The organism is Peptoniphilus obesi ph1, from assembly GCF_000311865.1.
Taxonomy (GTDB): Bacteria; Bacillota; Clostridia; order Tissierellales; family Peptoniphilaceae; genus Peptoniphilus_E; species Peptoniphilus_E obesi.
The window spans coordinates 567,777-588,144 of sequence record NZ_HE978580.1; the positions used below are offsets into that span (position 1 = coordinate 567,777).

16 protein-coding genes are annotated in these 20,368 nt (G+C 30.9%); 2 read left to right on the forward strand and 14 right to left on the reverse strand.

Features of this window, described 5'->3' with window-relative positions; all coding sequences use genetic code 11:
• Positions 1–2: 2 nt before the first annotated feature.
• Positions 3–1,328: a CCA tRNA nucleotidyltransferase gene (locus HGPB_RS02485; protein WP_019132106.1), complete on the reverse strand. Its 1,326-nt coding sequence runs from the start codon at positions 1,326–1,328 to the stop codon at positions 3–5.
• Positions 1,329–1,439: 111 nt separating this feature from the next.
• Here HGPB_RS02485 and HGPB_RS08885 point away from each other — a divergent pair, with 111 nt between their 5' ends.
• On the forward strand, positions 1,440–2,165 hold the full coding sequence (locus HGPB_RS08885; RefSeq protein WP_019132107.1) for an LptM family lipoprotein: 726 nt from the start codon (positions 1,440–1,442) through the stop codon (positions 2,163–2,165).
• Between the two features lie 14 nt (positions 2,166–2,179).
• Positions 2,180–3,082 carry a copper amine oxidase N-terminal domain-containing protein gene (locus HGPB_RS08425; protein ID WP_019132108.1) on the forward strand — a complete coding sequence of 301 codons (903 nt, stop codon included), beginning with the start codon at positions 2,180–2,182 and terminating at the stop codon, positions 3,080–3,082.
• A 168-nt stretch (positions 3,083–3,250) separates the two neighbouring features.
• On the opposite strand, the gene HGPB_RS02500 is transcribed toward HGPB_RS08425, so the two are convergent.
• From HGPB_RS02500 to purM, 13 genes are all read right to left on the reverse strand, one after another.
• Positions 3,251–7,525, reverse strand: coding sequence for an acyl-CoA dehydratase activase-related protein (locus HGPB_RS02500; RefSeq protein WP_019132109.1), 4,275 nt, complete (start codon positions 7,523–7,525; stop codon positions 3,251–3,253).
• Between the two features lie 496 nt (positions 7,526–8,021).
• On the reverse strand, positions 8,022–8,192 hold the full coding sequence (locus HGPB_RS02505; protein WP_019132110.1) for a DUF362 domain-containing protein: 171 nt from the start codon (positions 8,190–8,192) through the stop codon (positions 8,022–8,024).
• Positions 8,193–8,276: 84 nt separating this feature from the next.
• Complete coding sequence (gene rpsR / locus HGPB_RS02510; RefSeq protein WP_019132111.1) at positions 8,277–8,501, reverse strand: 30S ribosomal protein S18; 225 nt, start codon at positions 8,499–8,501, stop codon at positions 8,277–8,279.
• A gap of 12 nt (positions 8,502–8,513) precedes the next feature.
• On the reverse strand, positions 8,514–9,011 hold the full coding sequence (locus HGPB_RS02515; protein WP_019132112.1) for a single-stranded DNA-binding protein: 498 nt from the start codon (positions 9,009–9,011) through the stop codon (positions 8,514–8,516).
• A gap of 8 nt (positions 9,012–9,019) precedes the next feature.
• The gene (gene rpsF / locus HGPB_RS02520) at positions 9,020–9,304 is read right to left on the reverse strand and encodes a 30S ribosomal protein S6 (protein WP_019132113.1); all 285 of its coding nucleotides are present in this window, start codon (positions 9,302–9,304) and stop codon (positions 9,020–9,022) included.
• 94 nt (positions 9,305–9,398) lie between these two features.
• Positions 9,399–9,623, reverse strand: a complete 225-nt coding sequence (locus HGPB_RS02525) for a DUF951 domain-containing protein (protein WP_019132114.1) — start codon at positions 9,621–9,623, stop codon at positions 9,399–9,401.
• Positions 9,610–10,461, reverse strand: a complete 852-nt coding sequence (locus tag HGPB_RS02530; RefSeq protein ID WP_019132115.1) for a mechanosensitive ion channel family protein — start codon at positions 10,459–10,461, stop codon at positions 9,610–9,612. The genes HGPB_RS02525 and HGPB_RS02530 overlap by 14 nt, the downstream gene beginning before the upstream one ends.
• Positions 10,454–11,500: a hypothetical protein gene (locus HGPB_RS02535; RefSeq protein WP_019132116.1), complete on the reverse strand. Its 1,047-nt coding sequence runs from the start codon at positions 11,498–11,500 to the stop codon at positions 10,454–10,456. The genes HGPB_RS02530 and HGPB_RS02535 overlap by 8 nt, the downstream gene beginning before the upstream one ends.
• A gap of 72 nt (positions 11,501–11,572) precedes the next feature.
• Entirely contained in the window at positions 11,573–12,238 is a 666-nt protein-coding gene (locus HGPB_RS02540) for an S-layer homology domain-containing protein (protein WP_019132117.1), read from the reverse strand.
• 123 nt (positions 12,239–12,361) lie between these two features.
• Entirely contained in the window at positions 12,362–17,263 is a 4,902-nt protein-coding gene (locus tag HGPB_RS02545) for a phosphoribosylformylglycinamidine synthase (RefSeq protein WP_019132118.1), read from the reverse strand.
• 8 nt (positions 17,264–17,271) lie between these two features.
• Positions 17,272–18,774, reverse strand: coding sequence for a bifunctional phosphoribosylaminoimidazolecarboxamide formyltransferase/IMP cyclohydrolase (gene purH, locus HGPB_RS02550; RefSeq protein WP_019132119.1), 1,503 nt, complete (start codon positions 18,772–18,774; stop codon positions 17,272–17,274).
• 1 nt (position 18,775) lies between these two features.
• Entirely contained in the window at positions 18,776–19,327 is a 552-nt protein-coding gene (gene purN, locus HGPB_RS02555) for a phosphoribosylglycinamide formyltransferase (RefSeq protein WP_019132120.1), read from the reverse strand.
• The gene (gene purM / locus HGPB_RS02560; RefSeq protein ID WP_019132121.1) at positions 19,324–20,364 is read right to left on the reverse strand and encodes a phosphoribosylformylglycinamidine cyclo-ligase; all 1,041 of its coding nucleotides are present in this window, start codon (positions 20,362–20,364) and stop codon (positions 19,324–19,326) included. Before purM ends, purN begins: the two co-directional genes overlap by 4 nt.
• Between the last annotated feature and the right edge of the window lie 4 nt (positions 20,365–20,368).

Here is a 20,368-nt window from a genome sequence, read left to right on the forward strand (position 1 = left end):
TATCACCTATATCTATTTTTAACTATATTTAGTAAAATTTCTTTTTCATTTTTTTCAGGCTGGTCTATTACCAGTTCATTCAAATATTTTAGTATTTCTCCTATAATTTTACCCTCTTTGAATCCTAATGTCATTAAATCATTGCCATTTATTGCCAAAAAACTTTTTTTAAGTATTTCTGAATTGTTTTCTAGGATAAAATGTATTCTTTCTATATTATAGTCCAGGTCGCTAATATTTCTATCTTCTACTGTGCTCAACCTATCTGCTACAAGTAGTCCATAAAGTGGATCTATATTTTCCTCGCCCAGTCTTTTTATTTGCCTTCTAAGTGCCTTATCACTCATCTTGCCTGCAACTTTCATATGTTCTTCTATTAAAAGTTTTACCTGGCTTATAAATTTTTTGGGATATTTATAATCTCTTAAAATTTCTTCTGCCATTTTTGCTCCCAAAATGTCGTGCCCATAGAAGTGACCTAGATTATTTTCATCAACGCTCAAACACAAAGGCTTGGCTATATCGTGAAAAAGTCCTGCCATTCTCAGTGGTAAATCTTTTTCTGTCATATCTACAACACTTTTTATATGGTCAAAAAGAGTTTTGTTGTGGTAGGGAGTTTTTTGGTCATAACCTACGCATTTTGCAAGATCTGGAAATAAAATTTCCAAAAGTCCAACTTCTTCTAAAAGATCTAGTCCGATAGAAGGCTTGTCTGATAAAAGAATTTTATTAAATTCTACTTGTATTCTTTCTTTGGCTATGTAATTAATTAATTCTTTATTATTTTTAATAGCATTTTTTAAGTCTTCATCTATTTTAAAGTTTAGTTGGCTTGCAAATCTCACTGCTCTTAGCATCCTGAGTGCATCTTCTTTTATTTTTTTATCGGGATCTCCAACTGATTTTATGAGTCTATTTTCAAGGTCTTTTCTAGAATCCATTATATCAATAATCTTTTTATCCTTGTCCATGGCTAGGGCATTTATTGTAAAATCTCGTCTTTTAAGATCTGTTTCTATATTATCTGCAAACACAACACTTTCTGGTCTTCTGTGGTCTTTATACTTGCTATCTATCCTAAAAGTTGTAATTTCAACATTTAATCCCTTAAAATTTACAATAACTGTTCCAAATTTTTTGCCTGGGCTTGAGTGAGGGTAGTCTTTAAAAATTTCTTCTATTTCTTCTGCCCTTGCACTACTAGCTATATCATAATCATTTGTAGATTTTCCCAATAGATAATCTCTTAAGGCTCCTCCGACCAAATAGGCCTTATAGTTTAAATTGTTTAATATTTTTAATATTTCAAATATTTCTTCTGGCATAGTGACTCCTTTTATAAATTATATCATAAGCTATATTTTTTAGATAAAGCTAGTTTTTAGCTTATTTCAAACTATAAATGTGTTATAATTATTTTTAAATAGGAGGTAATTATGAGCAAACATTTATCCATGATTTTAATTATGTCTGCTTCTTTAATGCTATCTTCATGTGGCAAAAAAGATGACAGCTCTAACAATAAGCAAACACAATCTAATAACACTAGTATTAACTTGACTAATAAAAATAGTAATTCAGAAAGCGACCTACTAGAAGAAGATGCTATTAATTCTAGCAAAAGCCCAAGCAAAGAAACTCTTCGTAATTTAGTTGAAAATTCTGATTACATATCCAGAGTCAGGGTTCAGATGGATCCAGCTAATAAACCAAACTATACTTTTATCGAAGACTATAAGGGCGATCTATCTAGTGTGGTAATAGCTTTACCTGATAATTTACTTGCAAATAGGGAATATTTAATTTTTTATTTAGATGGAACTAATGGCAAAATTATGCCAACTCGTGAAGATCAATCCTTTGTTGAAATTCAAAGTACAAATGATGCTAGTCTTAAATATATAGAAAGTATATTTAAAAAAGACAGCACACCTAGTTTAAAGGATGATAAATCTACTTTTCTAGATGAAGATGATAGTTTTACTTCTGATACTAAACTTGACGATAGCAAGAAGAAATCTACTGTTAAATCAAGTAATTCAACTACAAAATCTACAACAAAGAAAAGTGATTCCTCTGCGTCAGATAAAACTAACTCCAAATCGACCACAAAATCCACAAAAAAATCTACATCAAAAACTACAACAAATAACAATAAATAGTTAGGAGAGATTATATGAAAAAATTTGTCGTATTTATGCTAGCACTATTATTTATTCTTCCAATAAATAATGTTCATGCGCAAAGAGAAGTTACTATAAGTCTTGATGGAAAAACTATAACGGCTGATGCAAAACCTTATATAAAAAATGATAGAACTATGGTTCCTATTAGGTTAATTTCTGAATCTCTTGGCTACAAAGTGAATTGGGATGAAGCTAATAGACAAGTTAAGGTTGAAAAAGCTGATAAAAGTTTATTAATTACAATTGATAAAAAAGAATATTTACTAAATGGCGAAAAGAAACAGAGTGATGTTGCAGCAGAAATCACAAAAGATAGGACTTTTGTTCCTATTAGATTAATTGCTGAAAGCTTAGGTGAAGATGTAGGCTGGGATCCAGATACTTACACAGTTATTATTAAATCAGCTTCTAATTTAGATGCTGAAGCTAAACAACTTGAAGATATTGCTAAAGGCTTCCAAAAAAATATAAGTGAACTTAGGTCATATTATTTTGAAAATGCTTCTAAATATACTCAAGACCAACAAATTGTAAAACTTGAAGAAGTTAAGGCTAATATAAATAGTCTAATTGCACAAATCGAAGGACTTAATGTTTCTGATAAATATCAAGATTCTTTAAAATATTTAAAAGAATATGCTCAAGTTACTAAAAACATTCTAAATAACTACAACGAAGCCTTAATCGAAGGAAATGAAGCTGCTTCTAAAAAATTAGTTGATTATCAAACTCAACTTGCTATCAAGCTTAAAGAGTTTACATCAGCCCTAGAAGCAGAATCTAAAGGACAAAAATATCAAGAAGAAAAAGACATCAAGGCTTACAAAGAAGCTGGCGATAAGGATAGCCTTCTTGAAGATGAATCTCTAAAAAATTTATTCAACAAACTATAAAAATGAAAAAGCTAGTCATCCGGCTAGCTTTATTTTTTTGCCTTCTTTAAACAAAATTTCTTATTTGAAAGCAAAATATTAGATTTTTAATTTAAAAATAAATCAAAACTATAAATATAATCTAGAAATTCTTGATATAAAAAAGGAAGTGGGTCTCACTTCCTATTTTTATTTCATTAAATTTATAATTTTTTCATCTTGGATCTTGTAGTAAAGTCCTTTTTTGTCATTTTCTTTTTCTAGATTTTTCTTTGCTTGAGATAACATTAATTTAATCCTGTTAAATTGATTAACTTCACTAGCAGATGCATCAAAGTCAATTGGAACAATATTTGCCATTGGATAAGTATCTCTTATGGCTTTTATTACTCCCTTGCCTGTTATATGGTTTGGCAAGCATCCAAATGGTTGAACGCAAACTATATTGCTAGCTCCCATTTCAATTAATTCTACCATTTCAGCTGTTAGTAACCAGCCTTCTCCATATTGATTGCCAAGTGAAACATATTTTTTTGCATATTCCATCAAGTCTTCTATCTTCTTTGGAGCATCAAATCTAGATTTTTCTAATTCTTGTCTTATATAACCTCTATACTTTTCTATATATTTTATTCCAGCATTACAAATCATAGCAGGCAATTTATTTTTTGATAATTGCTCATATTTTATCTGTGCATTTTTAAATGAATACATCATAAAATCTGTAACATCTGGTATTACAACTTCTGCCCCTTCTTCTTCTAACTTTTCTGCTATATTATTATTGGCAGCTGGTAGATATTTCACAAGTATTTCTCCAACTATACCAACTTTTACTTTTTTGGTTTTTTCTATTTCTAGTTTTTCAAATTCAAATATCATTTTTGATACATTATTTTTGAAATTTTTCATAGAAAAATCTTTATCATTGGAACATTTTTCTATCCATCTTTCTTTTAAAATTTTACTAGACCCTTTAATTTTTTCATAAGGCTTGGTTGCATGGTAAAGTCTCATTATTAAATCTCCATACAATAGACCTATGACCATTTTTCTTAAAATTCTTGTACCTTGAACAAAATCAATATCAAGTCCAGGATTATCTTCAATTTGTTGGAAAGATAAAGCTATTACTGGAACTTGTTCATAACCTGCATTTGCAAGTGCCCTTCTTATAAAGCCAACATAATTCGAAGCCCTACAAGCTCCTCCAGTTTGAGACATTATTAAACTTACATTGTCTGGGTCATATCTTCCACTTTTTAGAGCATGGATGAATTGACCAACTACAAACATGGATGGATAGCAAGCATCATTATTTACGAAGTTAAGTCCCTCATTTATAACCTCTTTTGAAACATCTGGAAGAACTTCAATATTATATCCTTCATCTCTTAAAATTGACCCAAATATTGAGAAGTGGATTGGTGCCATTTGAGGCATAAGCAAAGTATGTCTCTTGCTCATTTCTTTTGTAAAGACTGCTGGCTTTTTAATTTCATTTGTTTCTTTTTTAGCTTTTCTTTCTTCTATTGCTTCTATTAAAGATCTTATTCTGATTCTGATTGCACCTAGGTTATTTACTTCATCTATTTTTATTACTGTATATATTTTATTGTAATGGTCTAGAATTTCATTTACCTGGTCTGTTGTAACTGCATCAATTCCACAACCAAATGAATTTAGTTGTATCATTTCAAGATTTTCTTGGCTGCCAACAAATTTTGCCGCCCTGTATAATCTAGAATGGTAGTTCCATTGGTCTAAAACTCTTAATCTTTCTTCAATGTTTGCCAAATGACAGATGCTATCTTCTGAAATTACAGCAAATCCAAGTGAATTAATAAGTTCTGATATGCCGTGGTTAATTTCAGGATCTATGTGGTAAGGTCTTCCAGCAAGAACAATTCCTCTTATATTTTTCTCTTTAATTTCTCTAAGAGCTTCTTCTCCCTTGCTTCTTACATCTTGTCTATATCTGTCTAGTTCTTCATAGGCATTTTTTACTGCATTTTTTATCTCATTTTTTGGTATGTCAGAAAATACATCTTGTAGACGCTTTACTAATTTTTTTCTGTCATCAAATGAAATAAATGGATTCATAAATTTAACATCTTCTTCATCTAATTTTTCTATATTATTTTTTATTACTTCACTATAACCAGCAACAACTGGGCAGTTTAAAGTGTTATTAGCATTTTTATAATACTTTTCTTCATAGAAAACTGATGGATAAAATATAAATTTAACTCCCTTTTCTATAAGGTTTTCTATATGACCATGACTAATTTTTGCAGGGTAGCAAACTGTTTCTGATGTTATTGATTCAATTCCCTTTTCATAAAGCTTTCTAGTAGACTTATCAGATAAAACTACTCTGTAGGATAGGCTTGTGAAAAAAGTATGCCAGAAAGGATAGTTTTCATACATATTTAAAACTCTTGGTAGTCCAACCGTTCCTCTTTTTGCCTTGTCCTCATCTAGTGAATCATAGTCAAATAATCTTTGGTATTTATATTTATATAGGTTTGGAAGGGCATCTTCTTTGCTTCTTACTATACCTGCCCCTCTTTCACACCTGTTGCCTGTAATATATCTTTTCCCATTTGAAAAAATATTTACATTCAAAGAGCAATTGTTTGTGCATTGTCTGCAATTTGTCGACATACTTTTATAAGTAAATTTTTCTAGTTCTTCTTCTGATATGATATTTGATTTAGCCCCATCTTTTGCTTGTTCCTTAGAAATTAAAGCCATACCAACAGCACCCATAAGTCCTGCGATTTCAGGTCTTGTTACCTTTGCTCCAGTTTCTAATTCAAAAGATCTTAAAACCGCATCACTAAGGAAGGTTCCGCCTTGAACAACTATATTCTTCCCAAGTTTTTTAGCATCATTAATTTTTATTACTTTTTGTATAGCATTTCTTATTACAGAATAAGAAAGTCCCGCAGCTATATCTCTAATTTCTGCTCCTTCTTTTTGAGCTTGCTTTACATTAGAGTTCATAAAAACAGTACACCTACTGCCTAGGTCTACTGGATTTCTTGATTTTAATGCTTGGTCTGAAAATTCGGCCGCACTAAGATTTACCGTATGGGCAAAAGTTTCTAAAAATGAACCGCAACCTGAGGAACAAGCTTCATTTAAAAGGATAGATTCTATAACTCCATCCTTGATTTTCATGCTCTTCATATCTTGGCCGCCTATATCTAAAATAAAATCTACATCTGGATCAAAGAATTTTGCCGCTCTAAAATGGGCAATTGTTTCTACTTCTCCAAAATCTAAATTCAAAGCTGCTTTTAAAAAGTCTTCTCCATAGCCTGTTGCACCCGCTGCTGCTATATATGATTTTTCATTTTTTTCTTGGTATATTCTTTTTATATTATCAATTGCTATATCAAGAGGTCTGCCTTCGTTTGATCCATAGAATGAAAATAAAATCTCATCCTTATCAGATAAAAGTACAAGCTTTGATGTTGTAGATCCAGAATCTATACCCAGATACATTGGACCTTCATAGCTAGCTAAATCAGCTCTTTTAATTTTCTTTGTTTTATGAGCTTCTCTAAATTCTTCAATTTCTTTTTCATTCTTAAAAAGTGGATCTACCCTGTGGGTATTTTCAAACGACTCTTCTGTCATATTATTTACTCTTCTATAAAATTCCATAAATGAAAAAGCTTTTTGATCCATGCTTGCAATAGCTGCACCAATGGCAACAAATATTTCAGAATTCTCTGTTTCCATGATTTCTTCATCTTTTAAATTTAGAGTTTCTATAAATCTTTCTTTTAACATTGGAAGAAAGTGAAGGGGACCTCCAAGAAATGCCACATTGCCCTTTATAGGCCTTCCACAAGCTAGGTTTGATATGGTTTGATTTACAACAGATTGAAAAACTGATATTGCTATATCTGATTTTGAAGCACCTTGGTTGATAAGTGCTTGTACGTCTGTTTTTGCAAATACCCCACACCTGGAAGCTATGGAATATACTTTTTTATAATCTTTAGCAAGTTCATTTAGACCTGCTGCATCTGTTTTTAGCAGGCTTGCCATTTGGTCTATAAAAGCACCTGTACCACCTGCACAGATAGAATTCATTCTTTGTTCAACAGATCCACTTAGATAGGTGATTTTTGAGTCTTCTCCTCCTAATTCTATAGCTACATCTGTTTTATCAATAAATTTTTGTATTGCTTCTGTTGCTGCAATAACCTCTTGTATAAATTCTATATCTAATAATTTATGAATTGCCAGCCCTCCAGATCCGGTTACCGATACTGTAATACTGGAATTTTTAAATTTACCATAAACATCATTGACTATATCTTTTACTGTCTTTTTTACATCGGAAAAATGTCGTTTATAAGTTGAATACAATATATTAAATTCATCATCTATTGCGACAAGCTTCACAGTAGTTGATCCTACATCCAGCCCCATATGAACACGCATATTGAACCTTCTCCTTTCAATTTCCCAATTATATAATTCATTTATTCCTATATTATACTATAGTTTTACAAGTCGATTAAGCTATTAAGTAAAAACTGATTAAATTTTACCTTAATATAACTTTTAAAAAATATATATTACCTTTAGTAAATATTTTTGAGAATTTATTTGTTTAACTTATATAAACTATTATTTTTCATTTAACTTTAAATTTATATAGTTGTTAATTATAGTTATACCCAATAAATTTGTAATAACTTATTTAACGATTTTAATTAATAATTTAAATTTTATTGGAAATTTTTCGGATTTTTTTACGAAAAGTTTTATTTTAGTTTGAAATTTGAGTTTTTTGTAAGAGTCTTGATTTTTGATTTCTTGATAAGATTTTTGTTTCTGTTTTGATATTTGGTTTTTTAATAAGATTTTTATTTGGAATTTAAATTTTTACATAAAAAAAGAAAAGACGGTTTCCCATCTTTTCATCTTTTCTAAATTATTCTTCTGGATGTGCAGCTCCTGTTGGACAAACTGCTTCACATGAACCACAATCTATACATTGATCTTGATCTATTACATAGATGTCTCCTTCAGATATACATCCTACTGGACATTCTGGTTCGCAAGCTCCACAAGCTATACAATCTTCTGAAATTACATATGCCATATTATAAAACCTCCAAATATAATATTAACTAAAGAAATAATACTACAATTTTAATTTTTTTTAAACAATTAACTAATATTTTTATTAGTCAGCACTATATGGAAGCAAAGCTATTTGTCTTGCTCTTTTTATAGCAACAGTGATTTGTCTTTGGTGCTTAGCATTAAGTCCTGTAACTCTTCTTGGTAAAATTTTACCTTTGTCACTTATATAATTTTTTAAAGTGTTGACATCTTTATAATCGATTTTTTTACTTTTATCCTTTTCAAAAGGGTCTACCTTTTTTCTAGGTCTAAATCTTCTTTGCATATTCTATCCTCCTTAGAATGGTATGTCATCATTGTCTATTGGAAAAAATCCATCTTCAGACATATCATCATTTTGTTGATTGAAGTCATTGGTATATGCAGAATTTACCGGTTGGTCATCAAAGTTTTGACCTGTTTGAGGTCTTCTCATAGCAGCTTGACCACCTTGTCCAGCGTTAGCACTTTCAATAAAGTCTATGCTGTCTGCTACAATATCTGTTGTATATATTGTTTGACCATCTTTTTCATAAGAACCAGTTTGGATTCTACCAGTTACACCAATTCTATTTCCTTTTTTAAAATAATTAGCTATTAACTCTGCTGTTTGTCTCCAAGCAGTACAATTAATAAAATCAGCTGTTGGTTGATTAGCTGCTTCAGCTTCTCTTTTCCTTTGCTTAGACATTCTTCTATCAACTGCAACATTAAATCTAACCACAGCTACTCCACTTTGAGTATATCTTAGCTCAGGATCTTTTGTAAGTCTGCCTATCAATGATACATTATTCATATTTACACCTACTTATCAACTCTAACAACCATGTGTCTCATAACAGGATCAAGAATTTTAGCTATTCTTGAGAATTCATCAACTGTTTCTGGTTGAGCTTCTACTTCTAGTAAATAATAAAAAGCTTCTTTATTATATTCAATTTCGTAAGCTAATTTTCTCATTCCCCATTCATCAACATTTGTTAAAGTTCCTTCATCTTCGATAATTTTCTTTAATCTATCAAAGGTTTGAACTCTTTTTTCTTCATCAACGTTTGGATAAAACATTAAAACTATTTCGTATTTATTCATTACTTCACCCCCTACGGACTAATGGCTTATTTTTCTAAAATAAGCAGAGTTTGATTAACTTATTTAGTATAACTTACTTTTGTAATATTGTCAATTATTCTTCTTTTTTCTTATGATGAACAATGCTTATAAATTTGTCATCTTCTTTTATTTTTCTAACTCTTTTTTCAAAGTCTATCCTGCTAAGCCAAATTTGTCTATTACAACCTAGGCATTCAAGTTTCATATCAGCACCTTTTCTTATTATCTTCCATTGATTTTCTCCACAAGGATGACCTTTTTTTAAGGTAACTATATCTCCTAAATCATATACTAGCATGTTCCACCTCTGTTCTAATTTGTGGTGTTTTTAGATTCTTTTCATTGAAAAGTTCTACTACTTTTTTCCTAACTTCATATTCAAGTTCAAATTGATCTCCTGGTCTTGTAAATACACAGACTGTAACATCATACCCATTATCCCTATTTCTTGATACTCCCCATATATCTGTCTCTTTAGTTAGTCTAGGATCATTTTTTAAATAGGAAAGTTTTTCCTTTAATTCACTTATAAATAAAGTCGGGTCTACAGTGATATCAAGGGGTATGTCAACTCTTGCTCTCATATCTCCTCTTGACTTATTTGTAATAATATCAATTTTTCCATTTGGTATCGTGTGGAGATTTCCAGCAAAATCCTTTATCTGTGTTGTCCTTATACCTAGAATTTGAACATAGCCTTCAATTCCTACAATTTCTACTATGTCTCCAACCCTGTATTGATCTTCTACTATTAGAAAAATTCCATTAATTATATCTTTTACCAAGCTTTGGGCTCCAAAAGATAAGGCCAGAGATCCTATTCCTAGTGTAGCAATCATAGAGTTGGTATTTATCCCAAAGACATCAAGTGACATTATTATAGCAAAAGAAAATATTATTATCTTTATAGCCCTGTCTAGCAGCTTACTTACTGTCAAAATTCTGTTATAATTTCTTTTATTTTCAAGCATCTTATTTTTTAAAGATTTACTAAAAAGTTTTGATACTACTTTTATTAAAATCTGAGCTATTATAATAATTGCTAAAACATAGACTAATTTGCCCCAAATATTTAAGTTACCATTTGCATTTTTTAAATATTCTTCTACAAACGAAAGTTTTATATCATCAATCATTTATATCACTTCCTAAAGTTCTTTCATTGCTTATTTTATAAAGATTAATTTTCCCATCTTTTAGGCTAGCAACTGTGAGCCCTGAAACATCAATCTTATCAACTTTTGTTCCAAGTCTTGTATAAAACTGATTAGAGTTTCCAAGCTCTCCACCTATATCACTAGGCCCATAAGCGTATAGTGAATTTGCTACAAAAAACATTTTTTCTAGGTTGGCAGATAAAATGATTTTTTCAGTTTCTTCTAGCGAAAAATTAAATCTAGATATTATGTTTGAATGCAAAAGATAAATATTTCTATCAGAAACTTGTATGTCGCTTATATTTGGAATATCGCTTCTGAGATTTTTATTTTTTTCATATAAGTAAAGGCTTTTATCGCTTGCCATAATTGTCTTGTCCTTATACCTATAAACATAAAGTATGACCTCATTGCTATAATCTTCTATTTTATGGTCATTCTTATTTTTCATATATAAAAGACTCTTGTAGCCTTTTGCATCTTTATATATTTCAGATACGGAAAATTCATCTACACTATATAAGTCATATGATAAAATTGTATTTTCTGTTGAATAAAGATCACTTAGACTAGCATCTTGTTTTAATATTTTTAATTCTTCCTTGTCTTTTGTCTTTAGGTGAAAGATTATTTCCTTATTTTTATAAGATATATTATATAATTCTTCTTTTAGGGGAATTGTTGCTATATATTCTCCAGTGTCCCTATATTGATAAACTTTATTTATATCCTTGTCGTATAAAAAGGCATAATTATTTACAAAAAATACATCTACATTTTTTTCTTTTAAATTTAATACTTTCGCAAAAGAGCCATCTTTGTCGCAAAAATATAAGTTTTTATTATCAAATATTAATATTGAATTGGTTGTCAAAGCAAAATCACTGGCATAATCTATGTCTGATATGCTTCTATCAAAAACTATTTTTTTATTTTGTTTTTCCTCAAATTTTATAATAACAAATAGCCCCAACAAAATAGCTATTAGTCCAAGTAAAATATATTTTTTATTTTTCAAGGCTTTCCCTCCAATAAAAATTATATCATAGCTTACTTATAAAAAAATAAAAAAGAGCCTCTCGGCTCTTTTTTATTCGTAGAGATTTTTATCTCCAAACTTAATTCTACTATCAACTATTACTCTTTCAGCAGGAAGTCCATACTTATCCATTAGTAAAAAAAGTATCTTACATGTTTCTGCTCTAGAAATACCATCATTAGGTCTTAATGAGTTATCATTTGATCCACTTATAATTCCTAACTTGACTAAGCTTCCCGCATAGCCCTTGTTGCTAGCTTTAAACAAAGAAGCGTCTCTATATTGATTTACATTAGCTGGATTTTGTTTCAGCTTATACATATAACCAACAATTCCCATAACTTCTTGTCTTGAAATTGCAGCATTAGGATTAAGCCTACCTGTTGTTGGCGTTAAGTATCCTGCTTTTATAGCTTTAGCAACATCATCATAATACCAGTCCGATGTTTTTACATCAGAAAAAGTAACAGTGTGGGTCTTTTTCAAATTTGCCATTGAATTAACTATTGAATAGAATTCAACTCTTGATATATTAGAATTTGGTTTAAATCTATTACCATCATAACCTGTAACAAAGCCTGCACTACTCATTTGATCTATATAGTTGCTGGCCCAGTGGCCTCTTGTGTCAGAATATTTAACAGCAAAAACAGTTGTTGAACTAAACGTGATTAGAAAAGCGAGCAGAATTAAAAGGAGATTTCTGGTCTTTTTCATTAACCCTTCACCTTTTCTATCTTAAATCATATCTAACCAACTACATTGTATCACGCTTTGAATTAGCTGAATTTTAAGAATATGTTACATAAGCTAAGACTTTGTAACACTACTGACACATTATTATTTTTTAAAGTAGTTTATTGCTCCTTTAAATAGGTTTTGTAATTCCATATCATAGATGTTTTTGTAAAGATCTTTTTGATATCTTTCAGAGTGACCCATCTTACCAAGAATCTTACCATCTTTTGACATAATAGCCTCGATATTATAATTAGAACCATTAGGTGCATCTGTATATACTGCAACTACTTGTTCATTTTCTAATAATTCATCCAAACCTTTTTTATCTATTACAAATCTACCTTCTCCGTGTGAAATTGGCATTCTGTAAATTTTGTTTTCTTCTAATTCGCTCAACCATGGTGAGTTTGTTGTTAATACTCTAGTGTCTACAAATTTTGCAATATGTCTTTTAGCTGAGTTTAGTATAAGTGTTGGAGAATTTTCTTTTATCTTTCCTATTTGTCCATTTGGAAGTAGGCCAGATTTAACTAATGCTTGGAATCCATTACATATTCCTAGGATTAAACCATCATTTTCATTTAATAATTTATCTATGGCTTTAGCTACCCTATTTGAGGATAATACATTTGCTATAAATTTAGCTGATCCATCAGGTTCATCTCCTAGTGAGAATCCTCCTGGAATTGCAAGTATTTGTGAAGATTCAATTGCAGATGCTAATTCTTCAAGTGAGTTTTCAATTTGCTTGCTATCAGAATTTTTAAATACTATAATTTGAGCTTCTGCTCCTTCTTCCTCAAATATATCTGCTGTATCCCATTCACAGTTTGTTCCAGGGAAGGCTGGTATGACTACCTTTGGTTTATCTACTGGATGGTCTGATTTTTCTTTTCTTTTTGCAAGTTTTTTATTTTCAAGTTTTACTTCTTTACTTTCTTCATAGCCTTTGAAAACTCCATCTAGAGTGTGAAGATAAGCTTCTTCTAACTTAGCCTTATCTAGTTTTTCTCCATTTACAATTATTTCATCGGAGAATTTTCCTATATTTTTAATGAAGTCTCTGTCTTCTAGGTATTCAACTATGAAGCTACCATATTTTGGTGAGTAAAGATCTTCAAGTTCTACATCAAATCCTGTGTTTCCTAGAGCTTGTTCATAAAGATGAACTAGACTCGGTTTTGATAGTGCTATGGCAGAAATAATATTTCCATCAACTATGTCTTTATTAATTTCTTCCATTTTATTCTTTAATTCTTCTTGATCAAGAAGTCCATTTTTATTTATTTTAACTTCAACTAAACCTAATTTTCCTTTCCCTTTTAAGTCTTGAGAGATTATATTTTCTATATCTGCTGTTGTAACTGCAAAAGAAATTAGTGTTGGTGGAACATGAATGCTTTCAAAAGTTCCACTCATTGAGTCCTTTCCACCGATTGGTGGTGCATCAAATGCCATTGAAGCTTCTAGTGCTCCAAGTAATGATTTTAATGGTTTTGACCAAATTTTTTCATCAGTCATCTTTTCAAAATATTCTTGGAAGGATAATCTTACATCTTCTAAGTTTGCACCTGCTGCTACAAGTTTTGCGATTGATTCAATTACTGCATAGTAGCCTCCAAGATATTGTGACTCTTCACTTAGGTATGGATTAAATCCGTATGACATAAGTGAAACTGTTTTTGTATCTCCCTTTAGGCTAGGAATTTTTGCAACCATTGCTTGAGCTGGGTTGTATTGTTTATTTCCTCCTAGTGGATTTAGAACTGTTCTCCTACCTACTGTTGTATCAAAGATTTCATATAGGTTTTTCTTTGATGTATTATTTAAATCTGCTAGGTATTTATATAAGTTTTTAGGGTCTTTATCATCATTTTTCAAAACTTTGGCTACATCTTCTGATGCAACTTCAACATTTTGATGTCTTTCTGCCCCATTTGTATTTATAAATTCATAAGAAAGGTCGCAGATAATTTCATCTTTATAGTACATAACCATTTTTCCATTGTCGGTTACTGTTGCTACATTTGTTAGTTCAAGATTTTCTTCTTCTGAATATTTTCTAAATTCTTCAAAGTCATCTTTTGCTACAACTACTGCCATTCTTTCTTGTGATTCTGAAATTGCTATTTCTTTTGGTTTTAGTCCTTCATATTTTAAAGGTACTCTGTCTAGGTGAATTTCAACTCCGTCGTGTAATTCTCCGATTGCTACTGATACTCCGCCTGCTCCAAAGTCATTACATTTTTTGATTAGTCTTGCAGCTTTTGGATTTCTAAATAGTCTTTGAATTTTTCTTTCTTCTGGTGCATTACCTTTTTGAACTTGAGCAGATTCAGTTAAGATAGAGCTTACTGTGTGAGTTTTTGATGATCCTGTTGCACCACCAATACCATCTCTTCCAGTTTTTCCTCCAAGTAATAAAACTAAATCTCCTGCTTCTGGTTCTTCTCTTATAACATTTTCGCTTGGAGCTGCTGCAACTACAGCACCTGCTTCAAGTCTTTTTGCTACATATCCTTCATGATAAATTTCATCAACATAACCAGTTGTAAGTCCAATTTGGTTACCATAAGATGAATATCCTTTTGCAGCTTCTGTTGTTATTTTTCTTTGTGGTAATTTACCTTCTAGAGTTTCGTTAACTGCTTTTCTTGGATCAGCTGAACCTGAAATTCTCATTGCTTGGTAAACAAAAGATCTTCCAGAAAGTGGGTCTCTTATGGCTCCACCAAGGCAAGTGCTCGCCCCTCCAAGTGGTTCGATTTCTGTAGGATGGTTGTGAGTTTCGTTTTTAAACATAAGAAGATAATCTTCAAGTTCTTCCTTGCCTTCTTTTTCAACTCTAACCTTAACTTTTACAGAACAAGCGTTGATTTCTGAGCTAACTTCTAGGTCTTCTAATTTTCCATTTGCCCTTAATTGTTTTGCAAGAATTGTTCCAAAACTCATTAGAGAAATTGGTTTTTTAATTGATAAATCTTTTCTAATCTTTAGATATTTATCAAAGCTTTCTTTTATGATTTTATCCAGGTCAGTTTTTGGATCAAAGCTGATGTCTAGTCCTGTATTAAAAGTTGTGTGTCTACAGTGATCTGACCAATAGGTATCGATTATGGCTAATTCTGTTTCGTTTGGATCTTTTCCTCTTGATTTAAAGTAATCTCTAAATAGACTTAAATCTTCAAAAGACATAGCTAGGTTTTCTTCTTCTAAGAATTTTCTAAGCTCTTCATCGCTATAATCGATAAATCCAAAGTATACCTTGTTTTCTCTATTTACTATGTGATCTTTTTCTAGTGTTGTAGGAATATTTAAAATTTCTACCTTGTGTGAGTCAACTGCATTTATTAAATAATTTTCAATTTTTTCAAAGTCTTTTTTGTCCAATTGAGAAAAATCATAAACTGTTGCATATGAAGCTTTTACATCTTCATCAGTAACAAGGGCAATTGTATCTAAAAGACCTTGTTGTCTTTGGTCAAATTGTCCTGGCAAGTAAGATATAGCTAAAGGACAAGTAAAGTCTGCTTGAAGTTTTAGTCCATCGTCTCCAGCAAAAACATCATCTACTGGTTTTTCTCCTAGTATCTTAAATTTAATATCTTCAACTAATTTTTCACTAGCTTCGATATCATATCTCTTATAGATTTTTAGTTTATCAACATCTATATCAAGTGATGATTTTATTTCTTTTATCAAGTCTTCTGATTCAAAATCATACTTGTCTTTTTTTGCTACATAAACTCTTTTTACTGATGGTCCAATGTCTTTTCTATAATATTTTCCATCAAATTTTATTTTTTCTGCATCTTCATATACTGTCTTGATTGCATCATCGAAATTATCAGCACTTGCAACTATATTTAAGACTCTACCACCATTTGTTAAGATTTTTGAGCCGTCTTTTTTAGTTCCAGCATGGTAAACTTTTGATTTTATGGAAGGATCAAAACTTATTTCTTTTCCTTTTTCATAAGATCCTGGATATCCTCCAGATGCAAGAACTAGACAAACTGATTTTTTATTGTTTTCTTTAATTTCTACTTTTTCAAGTTCACCCTTGCTTGTTGCTTCTAATAATTCTAAAAGGTCATTGTCTATTCTTTCTAAAATTACTTGAGTTTCAGGGTCTCCAAATCTTACATTAAATTCAAGAACATTGATATCATTGTCATTTATCATTAAGCCGATAAATAAAGTTCCCCTAAAATCAATTTTTTCTTTTTTAAATCCATCTAGTATTGGATCTAGTATTTCTTTTTCTATCCTATCTAAAAATGGTAGGGCCTCTATGTTAGGGCTAAATGTTCCCATCCCACCTGTGTTTGGTCCCTTTTCTCCATTGTAAATTTTCTTGTGGTCTTTTGATGTTGGGAAAGGTTTTATAGTTTTTGAATCAGTAAGACAGATTAAAGACATTTCAAAACCTTCTAAAAATTCTTCAACTACAACTTTTTTGCAGTCAAATTTATTTTCTACAAAAACTTGATTTAGAAAATCTTTAGCTTCTTCTTCATCTTCAGCAATAAATACTCCCTTACCAGCTGCTAAACCGTCTGCCTTAATTACTGCTCTTCCACTTTGGTCTAATAATTTTTTAACGAATTTATAAGCTTCATCTTGGTCTTCTGTTTCAATGTAGTCAGCTGTTTTTATCTTATATTTTTTCAAGAAGTCTTTAGTAAAAGCTTTTGATTCTTCAAATCTTGCAGCTGCTTTCTTAGGACCAAATATTTCTAGTCCTTCTTTTTCAAATTCATCTACAACTCCTGCACAAAGAGGAGCTTCAGGTCCAACTATGGTAAAATCTATTTTTTCTTTTTTTGCAAAATCAACTAAAGCCTTAATATCTTCTGCATCAATGCCTGTGTTTTTACCAAGTTTATCAGTACCACCGTTTCCAGGTGCAAAGTATAAGTCTCTGCTTTTATCTGCTTCTACAAGCTTACTCGCAATTGCATATTCTCTGCCACCTGATCCTATAATTAATATTTTCATAGTTCCTCCTAATGTCTAAAATGTCTATTTTTACTAAACACCATAGAAATTCCTAATTCATTAGCTTTTTTTATCGAATCTTCATCTTTTAAAGAACCACCCGGTTGAATTATAGATGATATCTTCATTTCAGATGCTAGGCTTACACAATCATCAAATGGGAAAAAGGCATCAGATGCTAGGACTGCTCCTTCAAAATCTTTGTCGTAGTGATTTTTTATATTATCAAGAGCCCAAATTCTTGATGTTTCTCCTCCTCCAATACCTAGAGTAGTTCTATCTTTTGCAACAACTATGGCATTGGATTTTGTATATTTTACAACTTTCATTGCAAATAATAGGTCTTCTTTTTCTTTTTCGCTTGGTGCTTTTTCTGTTACTACATGGTATTCATCTTCTGCATTGTCTCTTTCTTGACTTAATACCAATCCGTTTAAGTATTTGATGTCCCTATCATTTTTTTCAAGATCAAAGTCGATTTTTACAAGTCTTATATTTTTCTTCTTTTCTAAAATTTCTAGTGCCTTATCTGTGAAATCTTTGGCCGCAACGATTTCTAGGAAAATTTTTGAAATTTCATTTGCTATATCTTCATCAACTGTTCCATTTAGAGCAACAATTCCTCCAAATATTGAGGTTGAATCTGCTTCATAGGCTTTTTTATATGACTCAAGTAGACTATCTTGGAAAGAAACAGCACATGGAGTTGCGTGTTTTATTGCCGCAACTGCATTTTCTCCAAATTCTGCTGCTATTTCAATAGCTACATTAAGGTCATTGTAATTATTAAAGGACATCTTCTTGCCATGAAGTATTTCAAGATTTGATAGGTATGAATTTACAGAGTTTTCTTTGTATAGACTAGCTTTTTGACTTGGATTTTCTCCATATCTTAGGTCCTCAATTTTTTCTAGTCCTATGTTTAAGTATTTGCTATCAAGTCCTGTTATCTTGTTGAAGTAATCTGATATGTTTGCATCGTAGTAACTAGTTAAATTAAAGGCCTTGGCTGCTAATTTTTGTCTAAATTTCAAATCATCTGTCTTATTTTTTAACCTATCAATAACTTCTTCATAGTCATTTATATCTGTAAGAACAAGAACATCCTTGTGATTTTTGGCAGCTGCTCTTATAAGGGTTGGTCCGCCAATATCTATATGTTCAATAATATTATCTTGATCCTTGCTTGATAAGGCTCCCATGAAGTCATATAGGTTTACAACAACCATATCAATTGGTTTTATATTTTCTTCTTCAACTGTTTTTACATCATCTTGATTATCTCTTCTATAAAGAATTCCACCATGGATGTATGGAGATAAGGTTTTAACCCTACCTGAAAGTATTTCCTTAAAATTGGTAACATCTTCAATATTAATTGCTTGATAGCCTAGTTCATTTATGTATTTTAAAGTGCCACCAGTAGAAACAATTTCCCAACCTAGTTCCTTTAAATTTTTTACAAGATAATCAAGTTTGTCTTTATTTGTAACTGAAATTAGAGCTCGCAAACTATTCTTCCTCCTCTATCTTTTTGATGGCATCTTTTAATATTGTATGTTCGATTTCAAGCACCCTGTCCCTTATTTCGCTAGGACTTTTTACATCGCTTATATCAACTTTTCTTTGTAAAACAATATCTCCGCCATCAATTTCCTTAGTTACATAATGTACACTTGCACCAGATTCTTTTTCCTTATTATCAAATACGGCTTGATGGACATTCATTCCATAAAATCCTTTTCCCCCGTATTTTGGTAATAGGGAAGGATGTATATTTATTATCCTTCCCTCATAATTGTCAACAATTTCATCTGGAACAGTCTTTAAATAGCCAGCAAGTACAATAAAATCAATGCTATAATCACGCAACTTGTCTAGTAATTTATCGTCGTCTTTTATTACAAAGGAGTCTATATTTGCATAGTAGCCATACATTAAACCCTTGGCATCCTTGTTAGAAATAATTAAAGATATATTACTATCAAATTCTCCCCTATTTTTTGCATCGATCAAAGCTTTTAAATTGCTACCCCTGCCTGAAATAAAAACCGCTATATTCATTTGATATCAATCCTCTTATCTTGACTTTCATTTTTTACGATTTTACCAATTATATATGCCTTGTCATCTGTGTTTTTATTGATATATTCTAAAATTTCAGAAGCTTTTTCTTCTTCTACAATTATTGTTATGCCTATACCCATATTAAATGTTCTGTATAGTTCTTCTTCAGAAACTTTTTTAGATTTAATAATATTTTCAAAGACATCTAATTTATCCCATGAATTTTTGTCTATTTCTGCTCCAAGTCCGTCTGGTAAGATTCTTGGTATATTTTCTAGAAGTCCGCCACCTGTTATGTTTGCTATTCCTAAAATATTAAAGTTTTCTATTAATTTTAAGATTGTATTTACATATAATTTTGTTGGTTCAAGTAAAATATCTGCTAAAGTTTTATCTGTATCAAAGAATTTATCTTCTAGTTTCATTTCCAATTCTTCAAAGAATAATTTTCTTGCTAGAGAAAAACCATTTGAATGTAGCCCGCTTGAAGCAAGTCCTATTACTACATTGCCTTCTTTTATATCTTGTCCGTCAATAATTTTATCTTTATCAACAATACCAACGCTAAATCCTGCAAGGTCATATTCATCCTTAGCATACATGTTTGGAAGTTCTGCAGTTTCTCCACCGACTATTGCAGTTGATGTTTCCTTACAAGCCTTTGCTATTCCTTTTACGATTTCTTCTATCTTTTCTGGTTTTAATACATCTATTCCGATATAGTCTAGGAAGAATAAAGGTTTTGCACCTTGGCAAATTAAATCATTTACACACATAGCAACAAGATCTATTCCCACTGTGTCATGTCTACCAAGTTTTTGTGCAACTAACAACTTAGTTCCAACTCCATCTGTTGATGCTAATAGTATAGGATGTTTCATATCTTTATATTCAGATAAATCAAATCCTCCACTAAAAAGTCCTATTCCACCAAAAACTCCGCTAGTTGCAGTATCTTTAACGTGTTTTTTTATTAATTCTACAGCCTTGTTACCGGAATCAATATCTACTCCGCTATCTTTATAACTTATCATAATA

Excerpts from the sequence above, each read along its gene's own strand:
- HGPB_RS02485 (WP_019132106.1), bottom strand. The coding sequence starts at position 1,328 with ATGCCAGAAGAAATATTTGAAATATTAAAAATATTAAACAATTTAAAC.
- HGPB_RS08885 (WP_019132107.1), top strand. The coding sequence starts at position 1,440 with ATGAGCAAACATTTATCCATGATTTTAATTATGTCTGCTTCTTTAATG.
- HGPB_RS08425 (WP_019132108.1), top strand. The coding sequence starts at position 2,180 with ATGAAAAAATTTGTCGTATTTATGCTAGCACTATTATTTATTCTTCCA.
- HGPB_RS02500 (WP_019132109.1), bottom strand. The coding sequence starts at position 7,525 with ATGCGTGTTCATATGGGGCTGGATGTAGGATCAACTACTGTGAAGCTT.
- HGPB_RS02505 (WP_019132110.1), bottom strand. The coding sequence starts at position 8,192 with ATGGCATATGTAATTTCAGAAGATTGTATAGCTTGTGGAGCTTGCGAA.
- rpsR (WP_019132111.1), bottom strand. The coding sequence starts at position 8,501 with ATGCAAAGAAGATTTAGACCTAGAAAAAAGGTAGACCCTTTTGAAAAG.
- HGPB_RS02515 (WP_019132112.1), bottom strand. The coding sequence starts at position 9,011 with ATGAATAATGTATCATTGATAGGCAGACTTACAAAAGATCCTGAGCTA.
- rpsF (WP_019132113.1), bottom strand. The coding sequence starts at position 9,304 with ATGAATAAATACGAAATAGTTTTAATGTTTTATCCAAACGTTGATGAA.
- HGPB_RS02525 (WP_019132114.1), bottom strand. The coding sequence starts at position 9,623 with ATGCTAGTATATGATTTAGGAGATATAGTTACCTTAAAAAAAGGTCAT.
- HGPB_RS02530 (WP_019132115.1), bottom strand. The coding sequence starts at position 10,461 with ATGATTGATGATATAAAACTTTCGTTTGTAGAAGAATATTTAAAAAAT.
- HGPB_RS02540 (WP_019132117.1), bottom strand. The coding sequence starts at position 12,238 with ATGAAAAAGACCAGAAATCTCCTTTTAATTCTGCTCGCTTTTCTAATC.
- HGPB_RS02545 (WP_019132118.1), bottom strand. The coding sequence starts at position 17,263 with ATGAAAATATTAATTATAGGATCAGGTGGCAGAGAATATGCAATTGCG.
- purN (WP_019132120.1), bottom strand. The coding sequence starts at position 19,327 with ATGAATATAGCGGTTTTTATTTCAGGCAGGGGTAGCAATTTAAAAGCT.
- purM (WP_019132121.1), bottom strand. The coding sequence starts at position 20,364 with ATGATAAGTTATAAAGATAGCGGAGTAGATATTGATTCCGGTAACAAG.